We start from the raw sequence: 17,826 nt of genomic DNA on the forward strand, positions 1-17,826 counted from the left end.
CTAGCGTCCTCCCAAATGAGCCAGCGCCTGGCGAAATGCAGGTGGCAGCTGATGGCCGAACTCGATGCGGCCATCGTTCTGAGTAAAAATGCCCACCTTGCTGAGCCACTGTTCAAACTCCGGGGCGGGTTTTAACCCCAGGGTTTTGCGGGCATACAGGGCGTCATGGAACGACGTGGTCTGATAGTTGAGCATGATGTCGTCCGACCCCGGAATGCCCATGATGAAGTTGATCCCGGCCACCCCCAGCAATGTCAGCAGGGTGTCCATGTCGTCCTGGTCCGCTTCGGCATGGTTGGTGTAGCAGATATCACAGCCCATGGGCACACCCAGCAGCTTGCCGCAGAAGTGGTCCTCAAGGCCGGCGCGGATGATCTGCTTGCCGTTGTACAGGTACTCGGGGCCGATAAAACCGACCACGGTATTGACCAGAAACGGCTTGAAATGCCGTGCCACGGCGTAGGCGCGGGTTTCACAGGTTTGTTGATCCACGCCGAAATGGGCGTTGGCCGACAGCGCGCTGCCCTGACCTGTTTCGAAATACATCAGGTTATTGCCCAGAGTCCCGCGATTGAGGCTTAAACCTGCCTCGTAGCCTTCCTGCAGCACATTCAGGTTGATGCCAAAACTGGCGTTGGCGGCCTCGGTGCCGGCAATGGACTGAAATACCAGATCCAGCGGCACGCCGCGATTGATGGCTTCGATCGAGGTGGTGACGTGGGTCAGTACGCAGGACTGGGTGGGGATTTCATAGCGCTGGATGATGGCGTCGAGCATGTTCAGCAGGTCGCAGATCGAGGCAATGCTGTCAGTGGCCGGGTTGATGCCGATCATGGCATCGCCGTTGCCGTAGAGCAGCCCGTCGAGAATGCTGGCGGCAATGCCGGCCGGGTCATCGGTGGGGTGGTTGGGTTGCAGGCGTGTCGAAAGTCGGCCGCGCAGGCCCATGGTGCCGCGAAACCGGGTAACCACACGGATCTTTTGCGCGACCAGAATCAGGTCCTGTACGCGCATGATCTTCGACACGGCGGCGGCCATTTCCGGGGTCAGGCCCGGCGCCAGGGCCCGCAGGCTGTCCTCGCTGGCTGCGTCGCTGAGCAGCCAGTCGCGAAAGCCACCGACGGTCAGGTGGCTGACCGGAGCGAAGGCTTGAAGATCATGGCTGTCGATAATCAGCCGGGTGACCTCATCGGTCTCGTAGGGGATCAGAACTTCTTGCAGAAAATAGGCGAGCGGGATGTCAGCCAGCGCCATTTGCGCGGCCACCCGTTCGCCGTCGTTTTGCGCAGCCACGCCGGCCAGAAAATCCCCGGAACGGGCCGGGCCAGCCTTGGCCATTACATCTTTAAGGCTATCGAAACGGTAGGTCTGAGTGCCAACCGCATGTGAGAACGTTGCCATACAGGGTGCTCCATGACGCCAGACGCAAGGCGTCTGGCGGGATTCTCAGCGGTCAGTGCAAGGCTTTTTCGGCCTGTTGAATAGCCGCGAATTCCTCTTCCGGCGTACCGGCCACCAAATGGTGCCGACTGTAAAAAGCGAAGTAGGCAATTAATACTCCATAGATCACCGCAGCGCCAATCACCACCCGCGGGTCAACCAGGAAGCCGGCCACCACCGCGACACAGGCAAGCACCAAAGCAGTGCCCGAAGTGAAAATCCCGCCCGGCGTGCGATACGGGCGCTCCATTTTAGGGCGGCGAATACGCAGGGTGATATGCGCGGCCATCATCAGCACATAGGAAATGGTCGCGCCAAATACCGCCACCAGAATCAGCAAGTCGCCCTGGCCGGTCAGTGACAGACCAAAACCGATAATGCCGGGAATGATCAAGGCCAGCACCGGCGCCTTGCTCTTGTTGGTTTCGGACAGTTTGCGCGGCAAATAGCCGGCGCGGGACAAGGCGAAGATCTGACGTGAATAGGCGTAAATGATCGAGAAGAAGCTGGCAATCAAACCGGCCAGGCCCACCAGGTTCACAAAGCCGCCCATCCAGGTCGAGCCGCCATACGCCTTGCTCAGGGCTTCGACCAGCGGATTACCCGATGCCATCAAGTGGTGCGCGCCGGCGCCGCCCGGGCCGATCACCAGAATCAGCAGGGCAAAGGTGGCCAGAACCAGCATGGCGCCGATCAGCCCGCGAGGCAGGTCACGCTTGGGGTTCTTGGTTTCTTCAGCAGCCAGCGGCACGCCTTCGACAGCGAGGAAAAACCAGATCGCATAAGGGATGGCTGCCCAGACACCGACATAACCGAAGGGCAGAAATGCGCTGGCGCCCTTGGCCTCGGTGACCGGGATATCCAGCAGGTTGGCGACGCTGAAGTGCGGCACCATCGCGACCAGAAACACCCCCAGGGCAATGGCCGCCACGGCGGTGATGATGAACATCAGCTTGAGCGCTTCCCCGACCCCGAAAATATGGATGCCGATAAAGATGATGTAGAACGCCAGGTAGATCATCCAGCCGCCAATACCGAACAGCGACTCGCAATAGGCGCCGATAAAACAGGCAATCGCGGCAGGGGCGATGGCATATTCAATCAGGATCGCCGTACCGGTGAGGAACCCGCCCCAGGGCCCGAAAGCACTGCGGGCAAAGCCGTAGCCGCCACCGGCAGTGGGGATCATCGAGGACAGTTCGGCCAGTGAAAAGCACATGCACAAGTACATGGTGGCCATCAGCAATGTGGCGATAAACATTCCGCCCCAGCCGCCCTGGGCCAGGCCGAAGTTCCAGCCGGCGTAGTCGCCGGAAATCACATAGGCCACGCCCAGGCCCACCAGCAGGACCCAGCCGGCAGCGCCTTTTTTCAGTTCACGTTGTTGGAAATAATCGGAGCCGACTTTTTCGAAATCGACAGAGGACGCCGCCGCAGCGGCAGTAGGTTCGCTAGGCATGGGAATTCACCTGTTCTTTTATAGTTTGAGAAAATATGACAGGGAGATAAGCAAGAGCTAGGCCAGAAGGCCCGGTGTAGAGCTATTGATGCTAGTTTGTGGGAGCGGGCTTGCTCGCGATGCAGGCGCTGCGGTCGTTCAGTACAGCGCAGCGATCCTTTCGCGAGCAAACCCGCTCCTACAGGGTTCTGGGTTAGAAGAAACCCAGCGGGTTGATGTCGTAGCTCACCAGCAGGTTTTTGGTCTGTTGGTAGTGGTCGAGCATCATTTTGTGGGTTTCACGGCCGACGCCGGATTTTTTGTACCCGCCGAACGCGGCGTGTGCCGGGTAGAGGTGGTAACAGTTGGTCCACACGCGACCCGCCTTGATGGCACGGCCCATGCGATAGGCGCGGTTGATGTCACGGGTCCACAGGCCGGCGCCGAGGCCAAACTCGGTGTCGTTGGCAATCGCCAGCGCTTCGGCTTCGTCCTTGAAGGTGGTGATGCTGACCACCGGGCCAAAGATTTCTTCCTGGAAGACGCGCATTTTGTTGGTGCCCTTGAGCAGGGTCGGCTGGATGTAATAGCCGGTTGCCAGATCGCCTTCGAGCTTGGCTACGGCACCGCCGGTCAGTAGTTCAGCGCCTTCGTTCCTGGCAATTTCAAGGTAGGACAGGATCTTGTCGAATTGCTGCTCGGAGGCCTGGGCGCCGACCATGGTGTCGGTGTCCAGCGGGTCTCCACGCTTGATTGCCTCGACCTTGCGCATCACCACTTTCATAAAGTCGTCGTAGATCGACTCCTGCACCAGCGCCCGCGACGGGCAGGTGCACACTTCGCCCTGGTTGAAGAATGCCAGCACCAGACCTTCAGCGGCTTTTTCAATAAAGGCCGGCTCGGCCTGCATGATGTCTTCAAAGAAGATGTTTGGCGACTTGCCACCCAGTTCCACGGTCGACGGGATGATGTTCTCGGCGGCACATTTCATGATGTGAGCGCCTACAGGTGTGGAGCCAGTGAAGGCGATCTTGGCAATGCGTTTGCTGGTAGCCAGCGCTTCGCCTGCTTCTTTACCGAACCCCTGCACGACGTTGAGGACGCCAGGTGGCAGCAGGTCGCCGATCAGCTCCATAAAAACGGTGATGCTCAGCGGCGTTTGTTCAGCCGGTTTGAGCACGATGCAGTTGCCCGCCGCCAGTGCAGGGGCAAGTTTCCAGGCGGCCATCAGCAGCGGGAAGTTCCACGGAATGATCTGCCCGACCACGCCCAGCGGTTCGTGGATGTGATACGCCACGGTATTGCCGTCAATTTCGGCGGCGCTGCCTTCTTGAGCGCGGATGCAGCCGGCGTAGTAACGGAAATGATCCGCGGCCAGCGGCACGTCGGCGTTCAGGGTTTCGCGTACGGCTTTGCCGTTGTCCCAGGTTTCGGTAATGGCCAGCAGTTCGAGGTTTTGCTCAATGCGGTCAGCAATCTTCAGCAACACCAGCGAACGTGCCTGCACTGAGGTCGCGCCCCAGGCATCAGCAGCGGCGTGGGCAGCGTCGAGGGCTTTTTCGATGTCTTCGGCAGTAGAACGCGGGAATTCGGCAATGGCTTTGCCGTTGACCGGCGAGGTGTTGGTGAAATACTGGCCTTTGACCGGTGCCACGAATTCGCCGCCGATGTAGTTACCGTAACGGCTCTTGAACGAAACAATCGAGCCTTCAGTACCGGGTTGTGCGTAACGCATGGTGAGTGTCTCCTGGCTTTATTGTGCTTATGGGAGGACGCGCTGTGGCGCTGGCAAAAGTATGAGCAAGGGCTGGGCCATCTTTGTGCAGGCCTTGTCTTCCAAGGCTTTGCGGGTTTTACCCGGTCGTTGGGGAGAGGGGCTTGTGGCACACCTGATACAGCTGTGGTGACAATTTGTACCAGTCCTGGCACAACCGATGACCGGCCGGTCAGTTCGCGATTGCAAAGGCCGGTGAGCAAGAGGATGCTGGGCGTTCGGTTTGGACTGGATCTTTGTTGCCGCTGAGGGCGAGTTGCCTCTGTTGAGCACGGGACCACCGAGACAGAGCGGAGAACAATAAGAAATGCACAGCACCGATTTGCGCCGTCACGCACGGCAAGTCATTGATGTCACCCGCGGTCGCCCGCAAGGGTGTGACCCGTCCATCGTCCGTTCCTGGCAGCGTTGCCTGGAGGACTATCACCTCGATCCTGCGCAAACCATCGCCCCGACCGTACTTGAGCAAGGCCGTATCCTTGAAGGCCGCGAGCGTTTGCAGCAGGTGCTGAAAATCGCCGGTCACGAAATGAACAGCCTGCATCAGCAACTCTCCGGTGCCGGGCACGCGGTGCTATTGACTGATGCCCGTGGCGTGATCCTCAACTGTGTCACTGCCCCCTCCGAACGCAAGGTGTTCGAGCAGGCGGGGCTGTGGCTGGGAGCCGACTGGAGCGAAGCCAGGGAGGGTACCAACGGCATCGGTACCTGCCTGGTCGAGCGTCAGGCACTGACCATCCATCAGGATGAACACTTTCGTGGCCGGCACACCGGGCTGACCTGCTCGGCCAGCCCGGTGTTCGATCCGCAGGGCGAGTTGCTGGCGGTGCTCGACGTGTCTTCGGCCCGCCATGAGGCTTCCCGTCAGAGCCAGTTTCATACGATGGCGCTGGTTAATCTGTCAGCGAAAATCATCGAAAACAGCTACTTCCTCGGGCACTTTCAGAATCAGTGGCTGCTGCGTTTTCATCTGCACGCCGAGTCTGTCGGATTGTTCAGCGAAGGCATGCTGGCGTTTGATGGCGATGGAGTTATAGGCGCGGTTAACCAGAGTGCCCTGAACCTGCTAGGGCATGTGCGTGGCAGTTTGCTCGGGCAATCGGTCGACAGTGTTTTCGATTGCCCGCGGGATGAGCTTTTCAGTCGGGCCACCCTCCAGGCGAATGCCAGTTGGCCGCTGCATACCCGCGACGGGCGTCGATTATTTGCGGCACTGCGCGGCCAGCCACGGAACGGGCCTGCCCCGGTCATGGTGCAAGCCGAGCCACCGCGCCCGAGCAGCATCTGCCTGGGTGATGAGGCCCTGCAGACAGATTTTCGCCGGGCATTACGGGTGTTTGAGCGCGATGTGCCGCTGCTGGTCAATGGTGAAACCGGCTCCGGCAAAGAAGCCTTTGCCAAGGCTGTGCATCAAGCCAGCTTGCGCAGCAGTAAGCCGTTTGTGGCGCTCAACTGCGCGTCGATCCCCGAAAGCCTGATCGAGAGCGAACTGTTCGGCTATCGCGGTGGCAGTTTTACCGGGGCACGCAAGGAAGGCATGCAGGGCAAGTTGCAGCAGGCCGATGGCGGCACTCTGTTTCTGGATGAAATTGGCGATATGCCGCTGGCGTTGCAAACCCGGTTGTTAAGAGTGCTGGAGGACCGTGTGGTGGTGCCCATTGGTGGCGAGCCGATGGCGGTCAACGTGCGCATTATCAGCGCCACCCACCGTAACTTGCAGGAGCGCGTGGCGGACGGCAGTTTTCGTGAAGACCTGTATTACCGCCTTAATGGACTGGAAATCGGTTTGCCAGCGTTGCGCGAGCGCACGGACAAATCGCAGTTGCTGGACTTCTTGCTGGCCGAAGAGGCGGGAGGGCAGCGCCTGTTTATCAGCCCGGCGGCACGTGAGGCGTTGCTGGATTTTGCCTGGCCAGGCAACGTGCGTCAGCTGCGCAATGTGCTGCGAACCCTGGCTGCACTCTGCGAAAACGACGTGATCCAGTACGAAGATCTGCCGGCCACTATTCGCCTGGCTCCGCCCAAAGCCCCTGAAGCATGTGAATACCCGCTTGAGGATGCCGAAAAGCAGGCCTTGTTGCTGGCGCTCGAACTGCACCGCTGGCATATGACCCATACCGCGCTGCAACTGGGGGTGAGCCGCAACACCCTGTATAGAAAGCTGCGCAAGCATGGGATTGAGCGGTAATGCTTAAAAGCCCCTCACCCCAACCGTCTCCCGGAGGGTGAGGGGGCTGACCTGAGGCGTTGCGCAAATCCGCTTTTGCTTTTAGTCGCCTCTCCCTCAGGGAGAGGGCTAGGGTGAGGGTTTCAGAATCATCAGGTGCGAAAAGAACCTTGCTACGCTACCCTTCGCCGATGGTTTACGAGGTCAACTATGCACATTCATATTTTGGGTATTTGCGGCACTTTCATGGGGTCGCTGGCGGTTCTGGCCAAAGAACTGGGCCATCACGTTACTGGCTCAGACGCCAACGTCTATCCGCCGATGAGCACCCAGCTGCAGGCTCAAGGTATTGAACTAACCCAGGGCTATGACCCGGTTCAGCTCGATCCGGCGCCAGATGTAGTAGTGATCGGCAATGCGCTGTCCCGTGGCAACCCCGCAGTTGAGTACGTGCTCAACAAGGGCCTGCCTTACGTGTCCGGCCCGCAATGGCTGGCTGACCATGTGCTGCAAGGCCGCTGGGTACTTGCCGTGGCAGGTACCCACGGTAAAACCACGACCAGCAGCATGCTGGCCTGGGTGCTGGAGTACGCGGGCATGGCCCCGGGTTTCCTGATTGGCGGTGTGCCGCAGAACTTTGCCGTGTCGGCCCGTCTGGGTGATACGCCGTTCTTTGTGGTAGAAGCCGATGAATATGACAGCGCCTTTTTCGACAAGCGCTCGAAGTTTGTCCACTACCGTCCGCGCACGGCAATCCTCAACAATCTCGAGTTCGATCACGCTGACATCTTCCCGGACTTGCCGGCTATTGAGCGGCAATTCCACCATTTGGTGCGCACTATCCCGAGTGAAGGGCTGGTTATCCACCCGACCACCGAGCCTGCATTGCAGCGTGTAATCGAAATGGGCTGCTGGACGCCGGTACAAACCACGGGCGTCGATGGTCAATGGCAAGCCAGGCTGCTCAGTGATGACGGCTCTCGCTTTGAGGTGCTGTTTGACGGCGCGCTGCAAGGTACCGTCGATTGGAATATGACCGGCCAGCATAACGTGGCCAACGCCCTGGCGACCCTGGCCGCAGCGCGCCATGTCGGCGTGGTGCCGAGCATGGCGATTGATGGGTTGAGCGCTTTCAAAAGCGTGAAACGACGTATGGAGAAAGTCGCCGAAGTCCACGGCATTACCCTCTACGACGACTTTGCCCACCATCCAACTGCGATCGCGACCACCCTCGATGGCCTGCGCAAGCACATTGGTGACGCGCCCTTGATCGCGGTGATTGAGCCGCGCTCCAACTCCATGAAGCTCGGAGCCCACCGTGATGGCCTGCCGCAAAGCGTGGTGCAGGCGGATCATGTGGTCTGGTATGCCCCGGCCAATCTGGGTTGGGATCTGGCCGCGACGGTGGCATCGAGCCCGGTGCCGACCAAGGTGTGCGATTCGCTGGACGCCATCATTGCCGAGGTCAAGGCCCAGGTTAAGCCCGGTACCCATGTGGTGATCATGAGCAATGGCGGCTTCGGCGGGCTGCATGGCAAGCTGGCGGAAGCGCTGCAATGAGTGGCCCGGAACGCATAACCCTGGCGGTCACCGGTGCTTCCGGCATGCCGTACGCCTTGCGCCTGCTCGATTGCCTGGTGCGCGAAGACCGCGAAGTCCACTTCCTGATCTCCAAGGCCGCACAATTGGTCATGGCAACCGAAACGGATGTCAGCCTGCCGCCAAAGCCACAAGCAATGCAGGCTTTTCTGACTGAATATACGGGCGCTGCCGCAGGGCAGATTCGCGTATACGGCAAGGAGGACTGGATGTCGCCCGTGGCTTCGGGGTCGGGAGCACCCGCTGCGATGGTGGTGGTGCCGTGTTCCACCGGCACCCTGTCGGGGATTGCCACCGGCGCTTGTAACAACCTGATCGAGCGCGCCGCAGACGTGACGCTCAAGGAGCGTCGCCAGCTGATTCTGGTGCCGCGTGAGGCGCCGTATTCCAGTATCCATCTGGAGAACATGCTCAAGCTGTCCAATATGGGCGCGGTGATAGTGCCTGCATCGCCCGGCTTTTATCATCAACCGCAGACTATCGATGACCTGGTGGATTTTGTGGTGGCGCGCATTCTCAACCTGCTCAATATCCCCCAGGACATGCTCCCGCGCTGGGGCGAGTACCATGTGGGCGGCGATGAGTAAGGCGCTATTGGCCCTGCTGGTGGCGGCTCTAGTTTGTGGTTGCGCCAGCGTGCGAACGCTGGATGCGGCCAAGCCGGGCGCTCCCGTTGTGTACTCGGGTACGCGGCTGGACGTGTATGCCCTTGAGGGCGGGTGCTGTGCCAAGGATCGCTTTGGCGCCGAGGCTCCGCGCTATCCGGGCCTGGACCTGCCCGCCAGCGCGTTGCTCGATACCGTGCTGTTGCCGTTGTCCGTGCTGACGGTGCTGGGTGCCGGGTTTCAGGCCAGCGGTGGTTTGTAGCCAGCAGGGCGGGTGACTATTTACCCAGCTTGCGCAACTCATCGGATTCGATCACCCGCACGCCGTCCTGTTCTTCCAGTGCCAGGCGCCACAGCGCACGGGCCAGCTGGCAGGCTTCGATACCGTGGTACTTGCCCGGAATCAGTTTGGACAGTGGCCCGGCGATCTGTTCGGCCAGACGTGGCTCGACGCGATCGCCCAGTAGCAGGGAAGGACGGGCAATGGTCAGTTGCGGCCAGTTTTGCGCGCGCAGCGACTGCTCCATTTCACCCTTGACCCGGTTATAGAACACCGAGGACTTGGGATCGGCGCCGATGGCACTGACCACCACCAGATGGCGTGCGCCCATCTCCCGCGCGCGTTTGGCGAAAGCCACCACCATGTCGTGATCCACCGCGCGGAAGGCTGCCTCGGAACCTGCCTGCTTGATCGTGGTGCCCAGGCAGCAGAAGGCGACATCGACCCGGCCACTGAGTTGAGGCAGGAACACGGCGGGGTCACCTACCGGGTTTTCCAGGTGCGGATGTGCCGCCAGAGGCTTGCGTGAAGGGGCGAGCACGCGGGTGATGGTGGGCTCGTTGAGCAGGCGGTCAAGTAGCAGTTCGCCGGTAAGGCCGGTAGCGCCTGCGAGCAAAATATGTGAAGGCGTCAAGTGCATAATGTTTCTCCCTTGATACAACCAGCTTAGCCATTCCAGGGTTATTTCCTTACTGCAAAGCCTGTTTCGCTTGTTGTTGACGCAAGCGTTGCCAGTGGTTCAGAACGCCTTTTGGCGCCCAGATTTGCGGTTCGGATGGCTCGTAGCCATCCGCTTGTTCGCGTTCGGCCACGTACTGCCTGGCCAGTTTGAAGGCTTTTTGCAGGTCGTCGGTCTGGTTCAGCGCCTGAGCAAACAAGGCATTGCCGAAGTAGGTAAAGTCGGCTTCTTCAGAGCAGCCAAAAGACACGCGGTCAGCCTGGGATGCGGTCATGATCAGGGTTTTTTCATCCTTGAGCGCGGGGATAAAACCGCCTGAATAGCAGGATGAAATCACGATGATCTTGTCGCGGTTTTTCAGTGGGGCCAAGGCTGCAGCCAGCTCGTCGGCGGGCAGGTCTGCCAGCTCCATGCGCGGTTGATCGAGTACCAGCTCGTGTTCCTGGGTGCCGTGGCTGGTCAGATAAATGAAAATCAGGTCTTCAGGGCCGGTGCGCCCGGCCAGGGTTTTTGCCGCGCGGTACAGGTTTTCGCGGGTGGCCATGGGGCTATCGAGCAGATGGTCGCGGTGGTTCACCAGGGTGATCCGGCCACGGCTGCCAAAACGGCTGGCCAGCATGTCGCTGACGTAATCGGCTTCGCGCTTGAACACGCTCTGCTTGCCGTCGCCCGCCAGCACCAGGCTGTACAGCTCGATTGCCGGGGTGGATGGGGCAACGCCGTCCAGCGCCTTGTTGAGCAATGTGCCCTGGTTGAGCAGCCCCAGCTCCAGCGGGTCGGGCAAGACTGTCCCTTTGGCATCGCGCACTCGCTGGCCGTTTAGCCAGTAGCCGCTTTGTACGGTACCGTCGCTCAGGGTCAGGGTGCCCTGGCCCTGATAGGTGTCTGCGGCGAACTCGCCCACATAGGTGCTGCCGTCGGGCAGGTTCAAATGGCCGGGACCGTTGAAGCGCCACTCGTTGAACATGCCGCTGTAGTGGCTGCCGTCGATGCCTGTCAGTTCGCCCTTGCCGGTTAATGCGCCGTCCTTGAAGTCGCCGCTCCACACATCGCCGTCGGCATTCTCATAGCGGCCCTTGCCGTTGAGCTGGTTGTGCTTGAACGCGCCCTCGTACTGGTCGCCGTCGGCGCTGTTGAAGATGCCGTTGCCTTCAAGTTCGCCATTGACGAACTCGCCGACGAACTCATTGCCGCTGGCATCGCTGCGCCTGCCGGTGCCGTGGGGTTTGCCGTGGGCAAACTGGCCCTGGTACTGGCTGCCGTCTTCCAGCTCCAGATGGCCATCGCCCGAGAACTGGTCATCCTTGAAGTCGCCGCGATAGCTCAGGGTGCCTTGCTTGAGCGTGCCCTCGCCCTCGCGGTTGCCCAGCTTGAACCCGCCCTCGTAGGTGCTGTCGTGGGTGGTCAGGCGGCCATGGCCGCTGTACAGGCCTTGCGCGAAACCGCCGCGATAGCTATCGCCATTGCTGGCGTGCCACTCGCCCTGGCCGTGCCACTGGCCATTTTTGAACTCCCCTGCGTACCAATTGCCATTCGGATAGTCGATACGGCCCTGGCCCTGCAGCAACCCGTTGACCACTTCGCCTCGATAGCGCCCGCCATCGGGCAGGCGTGCGTCGGGCGGTAACAGTGATTCACCGTCTCCACAGGCCGTCAGCAGCAGGGTCAAAGCAAGGGGGGCAAATGGGCGCATAACGGGATCCGGATAATTAAGCCACCGAGTATGCCGCAGCAATGGAAGCTGTCTATAGGCCCGGATGAAACATCGGCAGTTATTGTATGCCAAGGTGCAAGCCTGGGCCGTTGGTCGGTAGGACGTGCTTATAATGCGGCACAAAAATATTCGCTGGAGAGGTGAAATGTTGCTACGCGGCTTGACTTGGCTGGTGCTGTTTCAATTGCTCGGTACCGCCCTCAATCACTTGTTCGTCCCCGTATTGCCCGGGCCCATTATCGGATTGCTGCTGTTGTTGGGCTTCTTGATGGTGCGCGGTCAAGTCAGCGAGCCATTGAGTCAGGCTGCCGGCGGGTTGTTGCGTTATTTACCCTTGCTGTTGGTGCCGCCCGCGGTGGGCGTGATGGTGTACGCCGCCGATATTGCCGCTGACTTCTGGGCGATTGTCGGGGCGCTGGTGCTGTCGCTATTGATCTCGATGGCATTCGTCGGCGTACTGATGCAGCGTCTGCTCAAGAATCACAGCCATCCCGAGGAGCGGCCATGAATCTGCAATGGCAGGGCGCCTGGGAGTCAGTCATCCATCATCCGTTGTTTGGTATCGGTATCACCCTGGGCGCCTATCAACTGGTGCTCGCCGCTTACGAGAAAACCCGCTGGCTCTTCCTGCAGCCGGTGCTGGCCTCGATGCTGCTGGTGATCGGTGTGCTGCTCAGTTGCGGCCTGAGCTACGCGGAGTACCGCAAGAGCACCGATATCCTGAGTATTTTGCTGGGCCCCGCAACGGTGGCGCTGGCGGTGCCGCTGTACCTGAACCTGCGGCGGATCCGGCAGTTGTTCTGGCCCATTTTTACTACGCTGGTAATTGGCGGCGTGTTCGCCACTGCGTTGGTGGTGGGCCTGGCCTGGTGGTTCGGGGCCGAGCACATGATGCTGATGACCCTGGCGCCCAAGTCGGTGACCTCACCGATTGCCATGCTGGTGGCCGAGCAGATTGGTGGTGTGGCGGCGCTGGCAGCAGTGTTTGTGCTGATTACCGGGGTGATCGGCGCAATTTGCGGGCCGGGCCTGTTGCGCCTGCTCGGGGTTCACAGCCCGGAGGCCCGAGGTATGGCCCTGGGCATGACGGCGCACGCGGTTGGCACTTCGGTGGCCCTGCAGGAAAGTGAAGAGTGTGGCGCCTTCGCGGCGCTGGCGATGAGTCTGATGGGTCTGGGTACGGCGGTGTTCCTGCCGTTGGCCGTGACCCTCATGGTGTAAGGGTGAAGCTATGACATTGCCGCTGTTTCCTTTGAATACCGTGCTGTTTCCAGGTTGTGTGCTGGATTTGCAGATATTTGAGGCGCGCTACCTGGACATGGTTGCCCGCTGCATGAAGCAGGGCACAGGCTTTGGTGTGGTGTGCATCCTGGATGGCCGTGAGGTCGGCAATGCACCCCAGGGTATCGCCGGGATTGGCTGTGAAGCCCTGATTCGCGATTTTCAGCAGCAGGACAACGGCCTGCTGGGCATTCGCGTCGAGGGCGGGCGGCGCTTTGAAGTGCTGGGCACTGAGTTGCAGCGCGATCAGCTACTGCTGGCGCAAATCGAGTGGCTGGATGACGCCCCCGAGCAGCCCCTGCAGGAAGAAGACCAGGACCTGCTGGCCTTGCTCAAGGCGCTGGCCGAGCACCCGATGGTGGCGGCCCTGAACATGAACACCGAGGTGGCGGGGCAACAGTCGCTGTCCAATCAACTGGCGTACCTGTTGCCCTTTGCCGAGGCAGACAAGATCGAACTGCTGCAGGTCAATGACCCGCAGCAGCGTCTGGACGGGATACAAGTGCTGCTCGATGAGATCCAGGGCGAAGCCCTCAACTGATCTCAGTAGGCGTAGCGCAGCAGTTCCCTGGACAAGTGCCCGAGCATGAAAAACCCGTAGAGCGCAGTGACTGACGGCAAGATCAGCCACCAGATTTTCTGCGGGATCGGCTCAAGGGGCATGTATCGCTGGCTTAGCGCCAGAGCGAATGCGTTGACCGTGATGGCGAGCAGGGCCCCAGCGGTGATGTCCGTTGGCCAGTGAGCGCCCAGGTACACCCGCGACATCGCCACGGTGATCGCCAGCAGGCAACCCAGCAATACCCAGGTGACGCGCATGCGTTGTGGCTGGTTGCGCCCGGCCAGAATGGCCAGGGCTACAAAAAATGCGAATGCCCCTGAGCTGTGGCCGCTGGGCATGCTGTAGCTGGTCAGCGGGTCCACCAGCACTTCTGGGCGCACCCGGGCGAAGAAGTGCTTGGTCGCGGTATTGGCCAGCGCGGTAAACAGCGTGATCCCGCCAAAGAACCACATTGCCCGCCATTGCCGGGTAAACAGCAGAATGACGCACACCAGGGCTGCCGCCAGAAACTGGGTACGGAAGTTGCCGATTTGCGTCACCAGCACGGCGGCGCTGTCCATGGCACTGCTGCGATGCTCTTGTACCAGGGCCGTGATGCCCTGGTCGAAGGCGGTCATGTGTGGATAACCGATAAAGACGGCCAGTAGCAGGGCGAAGCTGAGTGTGCCGATCAGCAGCGTGGCCCGGGGTTGGCGACGGATACTGGCATTGATGCTCAGGCCCAGCAGGGCGGCAAGGCCTGCGGCAACAATGGCGGCCTGTAGCCAGAAGCCTTCGGGCAGTGGCAGGCGAATGGCAGCACCGGTGGCCCAGCCCGGTAGCAGGTACGCCACCGACCAGCCTGCTCCGGCCAGCAGGCTGACGCCGATAAAGCGCGGGATCGGCATGTCGCACATCCCGGCCACCATCGGCAGCATGGGCCGCAGCGGGCCGATAAAGCGCCCGACCAACAGGCTGACAATACCGTAGCGATGGAAGTAGCTCTCGGCCCCGTTCATCCATTCGGGATGAGTGCGCAAGAGGGGTAAGCGGCGAATGTTCTGGTGGAAGCGCCTGCCCAGGGCGTAGGACACCGCGTCGCCGAGCAACCCGCCGAGAAAGCCCAGCAGCAGGGTTTGGCCCAGGGACAGGGCGCCGCTGCCGGCCATGACGGCAATGGCGAACAACAATACGGTGCCGGGAACAATGATGCCGGCAATTGCCAGACACTCCACGCAAGCCACAATAAACACCGCGAGGCCCAGCCACTGCGGGTTGGCTGTCAGCCAGCCGGTGATGCTATCGAGCCATGGGCCCATGTTCCGATTTCCTTGTCTGCTTATTAGGTTGTTTGTAGGCGCTACAGTCTTGAAGCTGGCCCGGCTCTAGTTATGGGAGTGGGTTTGCACGCGATGCAGGCCCCGCGGTCTGTCAGGACAATTGCGGCGATGCCATCGCGAGCAAACCCGCTCCCACAGGATCAGTTGTGCTCCAGGGTGATGAAATCCCGCCCCTCAACCTGCCCGCGACGCAGCGGATTACGCGTGCAATACGCAGCGTAGTCAGCATCGACAAAGCGGTACATCAAATGCTCGTCGCGCCCGTGGGGGATGCCCAGACGGGTGGTCTGGATAATTTTCGAAGGTTGTTCTCTGACGTCATCGACCCACAAGCGTTCGGGGTCGAAACATTTTGCATCCCATTCGCGCACCTTCAACCCCAGCGCTTTGCACAGCAGGGTTTGCCCCGCGCACAGTTTGTGTGCGGGCCGGGGGTTGCCTTGGGCGTCCGGGTTGTTGCGTTGCATCTGCGCCAGGCTATCCGGGCCCGCCAGCTCATCAAGCCAGGGATGGGCCGATTTGATCAGCACTGCGTTGCCGGGGCCGTGGGCGCTGAAATTCAGCGAGTCGCCGCCGCGGGCGTAATACATGTAGATATGCCCGCCATCGAGAAACAGCGCCTTGCGCTTGTCGGTATAGCCCAGCGAGGCGTGGCTGCCTTTGTCGGTGAGGTAATAGGCTTCGGTTTCGATAATCCGGGCGCTGAGCCACAGCCCGTTGACCCGATGGCGAATGACTTTGCCCAGCAGTTGGCAAGCAACAAGCTGGGCATCTCGATCGAAAAAGGCATCAGGCAGCATCATGGGCATGTGCAGGACGGTCAGTGGATAGCTGAAAAGGTGCAGATCATAGCAAGTCATGCTTAATCGGGGCTGAACGCAGTGTATTTGTGGTCCATTTCGACCATCCGCCTGCCACCGCTGTGCGTGAGGCGGCGGGACCGCTATAATCGGCCGCTTTCCTCCCTGCCAAGACCCTTGAGACCATGACTGAGTCCGTTCTTGACTACATGACCCGCCTGGGTCGCGCTGCTCGCGAAGCCTCCCGCGTGATCGGCCGTGCCAGTACGGCGCAGAAAAACCGTGCCCTGCACGGCGCTGCTGCTGCATTGGATGCCGCACGTCTGGAGCTGGTTGCTGCCAACGAACTGGACCTGGCCGCCGGCCGGGCCTACGGCCTTGAGCCGGCCATGCTGGAGCGCCTGGCGCTGACCCCTGCACGCATCGACAGCATGATTGTCGGTTTGCGTCAGGTGGCAAGCCTGCCAGACCCCATCGGCGCGATTCGCGACATGAGCTACCGCCCTTCGGGTATTCAGGTCGGCAAGATGCGTGTACCGCTGGGTGTAGTCGGAATCATCTATGAGTCGCGTCCTAACGTGACCATTGATGCTGCCAGCCTGTGCTTGAAGTCGGGCAACGCAACCATCCTGCGCGGTGGCTCCGAGGCGATTCACTCCAACCGTGCCATTGCAGTGTGCATCCAGCGCGGCCTGGCCGAAGCCGGTTTGCCGCCCGCCGTGGTGCAAGTGGTTGAAGTGACCGATCGTGCCGCTGTCGGCGCGCTGATCACCATGCCCGAGTACGTTGATGTCATCGTGCCTCGCGGCGGCAAGGGGCTGATCGAACGGGTCAGCCGTGATGCCAAGGTGCCGGTGATCAAACACCTGGACGGCATCTGCCATGTATACGTCAGTGCCCATGCCGATCTTGCCAAGGCGCAGCGCATTGCGTTCAACGCCAAGACCTACCGTTATGGCATTTGCGGCGCGATGGAAACCCTGCTGGTGGATCAGGCCGTCGCGGCAGAATTTTTGCCGGCAATGGCTGAACAATTTCGCGCCAAGGGCGTCGAACTGCGCGGTTGCGAGCGTACCCGGGAGTTGATCGACGTGGTTGCCGCCACTGAAGACGACTGGAGCACCGAGTACCTGGACGCCATCCTGTCGATTCGTATCGTGGAGGGTCTGGACCAGGCGATTGAGCATATCAATCACTATGGCTCCCATCACACCGACTCGATCGTCACCGAACACCAGGGCGATGCCCGGCGTTTTATGGCCGAAGTGGACTCCAGTTCCGTGATGCTCAACACACCAACCTGCTTTGCCGATGGATTTGAATACGGATTGGGTGCGGAGATTGGCATTTCTACTGATAAGCTGCACGCCCGCGGCCCGGTGGGTCTCGAAGGTCTGACCTGCGAGAAGTACATTGTGGTCGGCGATGGCCAGTTGCGCGGTCAGGAGCCAGTCTGACTTGGTCAAGCTGAAAGCGTCAGCGCCGGCACCTGTGATCGACGTGTTACCCCAGCGCATAGGCGTACTGGGCGGAACCTTCGATCCGGTGCATATCGGTCATCTGCGTGGCGGGCTGGAAGTGGCGGAGATGATGGGGCTCGACGAGCTGCGTCTTACCCCCAATGCCAGGCCGCCGCACCGTGACACCCCCCAGGTGTCAGCCCATGACCGTTTGGCGATGGTCGAGTGCGCTGTCGCAGGAGTGGCTACGCTGGTAGTGGACGCCCGGGAGCTGCAAAGGGACAAACCGTCCTACACGATCGATACACTGGAATTGATGCGGGCCGAGATGGCCGCGTATGACCAGTTGTTTTTACTGTTGGGTTGGGACGCGTTTTGCGGCCTGCCCACATGGCATCGCTGGGAAGAGTTGCTCCAGCATTGCCATATCCTGGTGCTACAGCGCCCGGATGCCGACAGCGAACCGCCGGATGCCTTGCGCAACCTGCTGGCAGCGCGCTCGGTAAGCGACCCGCTGGCCCTGAAGGGGGCAAGCGGACAGATTGCATTCGTTTGGCAGACGCCGCTCGCGGTATCCGCCACCCAGATCCGCCAACTGCTGGCCAGCGGTAAGTCGGTACGTTACCTGGTGCCCGACGCGGTCCTGGCCTACATCGATGCGCACGGGCTTTACCGTGCGTCGAACTGAAAAAGGGTGTGTTTCAAGGC

Annotated in this window: 16 protein-coding genes; 9 read left to right on the forward strand and 7 right to left on the reverse strand. The window is 60.6% G+C overall.

What is annotated here, in order from left to right; translation table 11 throughout:
• The 3 genes from QN377_RS09820 to QN377_RS09830 form a co-directional block, all read right to left on the reverse strand.
• Entirely contained in the window at positions 1-1,401 is a 1,401-nt protein-coding gene (locus QN377_RS09820) for an ethanolamine ammonia-lyase subunit EutB (RefSeq protein WP_095020960.1), read from the reverse strand.
• Between the two features lie 52 nt (positions 1,402-1,453).
• On the reverse strand, positions 1,454-2,899 hold the full coding sequence (gene eat / locus QN377_RS09825) for an ethanolamine permease (RefSeq protein WP_094999452.1): 1,446 nt from the start codon (positions 2,897-2,899) through the stop codon (positions 1,454-1,456).
• Positions 2,900-3,092: 193 nt separating this feature from the next.
• A complete protein-coding gene (locus QN377_RS09830) occupies positions 3,093-4,613 on the reverse strand; it encodes an aldehyde dehydrogenase family protein (protein WP_095020958.1) in 1,521 nt (506 codons plus the stop codon).
• Between the two features lie 346 nt (positions 4,614-4,959).
• On the opposite strand from QN377_RS09830, the gene QN377_RS09835 reads away from it, so the two are divergent.
• From QN377_RS09835 to QN377_RS09850, 4 genes are all read left to right on the forward strand, one after another.
• A complete protein-coding gene (locus tag QN377_RS09835; protein ID WP_094999450.1) occupies positions 4,960-6,840 on the forward strand; it encodes a sigma-54-dependent Fis family transcriptional regulator in 1,881 nt (626 codons plus the stop codon).
• A gap of 189 nt (positions 6,841-7,029) precedes the next feature.
• Positions 7,030-8,379, forward strand: coding sequence for a UDP-N-acetylmuramate:L-alanyl-gamma-D-glutamyl-meso-diaminopimelate ligase (gene mpl, locus QN377_RS09840; protein WP_094999449.1), 1,350 nt, complete (start codon positions 7,030-7,032; stop codon positions 8,377-8,379).
• Positions 8,376-9,005 carry a flavin prenyltransferase UbiX gene (gene ubiX / locus QN377_RS09845; RefSeq protein ID WP_094999448.1) on the forward strand — a complete coding sequence of 210 codons (630 nt, stop codon included), beginning with the start codon at positions 8,376-8,378 and terminating at the stop codon, positions 9,003-9,005. The genes mpl and ubiX overlap by 4 nt, the downstream gene beginning before the upstream one ends.
• Positions 8,998-9,285 carry a YceK/YidQ family lipoprotein gene (locus tag QN377_RS09850; RefSeq protein WP_095019055.1) on the forward strand — a complete coding sequence of 96 codons (288 nt, stop codon included), beginning with the start codon at positions 8,998-9,000 and terminating at the stop codon, positions 9,283-9,285. The genes ubiX and QN377_RS09850 overlap by 8 nt, the downstream gene beginning before the upstream one ends.
• A gap of 16 nt (positions 9,286-9,301) precedes the next feature.
• Here the strand turns inward: QN377_RS09850 and QN377_RS09855 are convergent, their stop codons facing one another.
• Both QN377_RS09855 and QN377_RS09860 read right to left on the reverse strand, forming a co-directional pair.
• The gene (locus QN377_RS09855; protein ID WP_094999446.1) at positions 9,302-9,943 is read right to left on the reverse strand and encodes an oxidoreductase; all 642 of its coding nucleotides are present in this window, start codon (positions 9,941-9,943) and stop codon (positions 9,302-9,304) included.
• Between the two features lie 49 nt (positions 9,944-9,992).
• Positions 9,993-11,675 (reverse strand): C13 family peptidase, encoded by a 1,683-nt coding sequence (locus QN377_RS09860; RefSeq protein ID WP_095019054.1) that lies wholly within the window; start codon positions 11,673-11,675, stop codon positions 9,993-9,995.
• 166 nt (positions 11,676-11,841) lie between these two features.
• On the opposite strand from QN377_RS09860, the gene QN377_RS09865 reads away from it, so the two are divergent.
• The 3 genes from QN377_RS09865 to QN377_RS09875 are packed head-to-tail and all read left to right on the forward strand — an operon-like array spanning position 11,842 to position 13,518.
• Positions 11,842-12,204: a CidA/LrgA family protein gene (locus tag QN377_RS09865; RefSeq protein ID WP_094999444.1), complete on the forward strand. Its 363-nt coding sequence runs from the start codon at positions 11,842-11,844 to the stop codon at positions 12,202-12,204.
• Positions 12,201-12,917, forward strand: coding sequence for an LrgB family protein (locus tag QN377_RS09870; protein WP_094999443.1), 717 nt, complete (start codon positions 12,201-12,203; stop codon positions 12,915-12,917). Before QN377_RS09865 ends, QN377_RS09870 begins: the two co-directional genes overlap by 4 nt.
• Positions 12,918-12,927: 10 nt before the next feature.
• Positions 12,928-13,518 (forward strand): LON peptidase substrate-binding domain-containing protein, encoded by a 591-nt coding sequence (locus QN377_RS09875; protein WP_095019053.1) that lies wholly within the window; start codon positions 12,928-12,930, stop codon positions 13,516-13,518.
• A 2-nt stretch (positions 13,519-13,520) separates the two neighbouring features.
• On the opposite strand, the gene QN377_RS09880 is transcribed toward QN377_RS09875, so the two are convergent.
• Both QN377_RS09880 and QN377_RS09885 read right to left on the reverse strand, forming a co-directional pair.
• On the reverse strand, positions 13,521-14,837 hold the full coding sequence (locus tag QN377_RS09880) for a bifunctional DedA family/phosphatase PAP2 family protein (protein WP_095019052.1): 1,317 nt from the start codon (positions 14,835-14,837) through the stop codon (positions 13,521-13,523).
• A 161-nt stretch (positions 14,838-14,998) separates the two neighbouring features.
• Complete coding sequence (locus QN377_RS09885; RefSeq protein ID WP_094999968.1) at positions 14,999-15,667, reverse strand: DNA-3-methyladenine glycosylase; 669 nt, start codon at positions 15,665-15,667, stop codon at positions 14,999-15,001.
• A 176-nt stretch (positions 15,668-15,843) separates the two neighbouring features.
• Between QN377_RS09885 and QN377_RS09890 the strand changes: the two genes are divergently transcribed.
• Both QN377_RS09890 and nadD read left to right on the forward strand, forming a co-directional pair.
• Entirely contained in the window at positions 15,844-17,115 is a 1,272-nt protein-coding gene (locus QN377_RS09890) for a glutamate-5-semialdehyde dehydrogenase (RefSeq protein ID WP_322213695.1), read from the forward strand.
• Complete coding sequence (gene nadD, locus QN377_RS09895; protein ID WP_232527619.1) at positions 17,084-17,806, forward strand: nicotinate-nucleotide adenylyltransferase; 723 nt, start codon at positions 17,084-17,086, stop codon at positions 17,804-17,806. Before QN377_RS09890 ends, nadD begins: the two co-directional genes overlap by 32 nt.
• Positions 17,807-17,826 lie beyond the last annotated feature (20 nt).

This window comes from Pseudomonas sp. CCC4.1 (genome assembly GCF_035019225.1).
GTDB lineage: Bacteria > Pseudomonadota > Gammaproteobacteria > Pseudomonadales > Pseudomonadaceae > Aquipseudomonas > Aquipseudomonas bubulae.

Bases quoted from the DNA above. Each gene is read 5' to 3' on its own strand.
- QN377_RS09820 (WP_095020960.1), bottom strand. From the start codon at position 1,401: ATGGCAACGTTCTCACATGCGGTTGGCACTCAGACCTACCGTTTCGAT.
- eat (WP_094999452.1), bottom strand. From the start codon at position 2,899: ATGCCTAGCGAACCTACTGCCGCTGCGGCGGCGTCCTCTGTCGATTTC.
- QN377_RS09830 (WP_095020958.1), bottom strand. From the start codon at position 4,613: ATGCGTTACGCACAACCCGGTACTGAAGGCTCGATTGTTTCGTTCAAG.
- QN377_RS09835 (WP_094999450.1), top strand. From the start codon at position 4,960: ATGCACAGCACCGATTTGCGCCGTCACGCACGGCAAGTCATTGATGTC.
- mpl (WP_094999449.1), top strand. From the start codon at position 7,030: ATGCACATTCATATTTTGGGTATTTGCGGCACTTTCATGGGGTCGCTG.
- ubiX (WP_094999448.1), top strand. From the start codon at position 8,376: ATGAGTGGCCCGGAACGCATAACCCTGGCGGTCACCGGTGCTTCCGGC.
- QN377_RS09850 (WP_095019055.1), top strand. From the start codon at position 8,998: ATGAGTAAGGCGCTATTGGCCCTGCTGGTGGCGGCTCTAGTTTGTGGT.
- QN377_RS09855 (WP_094999446.1), bottom strand. From the start codon at position 9,943: ATGCACTTGACGCCTTCACATATTTTGCTCGCAGGCGCTACCGGCCTT.
- QN377_RS09860 (WP_095019054.1), bottom strand. From the start codon at position 11,675: ATGCGCCCATTTGCCCCCCTTGCTTTGACCCTGCTGCTGACGGCCTGT.
- QN377_RS09865 (WP_094999444.1), top strand. From the start codon at position 11,842: ATGTTGCTACGCGGCTTGACTTGGCTGGTGCTGTTTCAATTGCTCGGT.
- QN377_RS09870 (WP_094999443.1), top strand. From the start codon at position 12,201: ATGAATCTGCAATGGCAGGGCGCCTGGGAGTCAGTCATCCATCATCCG.
- QN377_RS09875 (WP_095019053.1), top strand. From the start codon at position 12,928: ATGACATTGCCGCTGTTTCCTTTGAATACCGTGCTGTTTCCAGGTTGT.
- QN377_RS09880 (WP_095019052.1), bottom strand. From the start codon at position 14,837: ATGGGCCCATGGCTCGATAGCATCACCGGCTGGCTGACAGCCAACCCG.
- QN377_RS09885 (WP_094999968.1), bottom strand. From the start codon at position 15,667: ATGCCCATGATGCTGCCTGATGCCTTTTTCGATCGAGATGCCCAGCTT.
- QN377_RS09890 (WP_322213695.1), top strand. From the start codon at position 15,844: ATGACTGAGTCCGTTCTTGACTACATGACCCGCCTGGGTCGCGCTGCT.
- nadD (WP_232527619.1), top strand. From the start codon at position 17,084: ATGGCCAGTTGCGCGGTCAGGAGCCAGTCTGACTTGGTCAAGCTGAAA.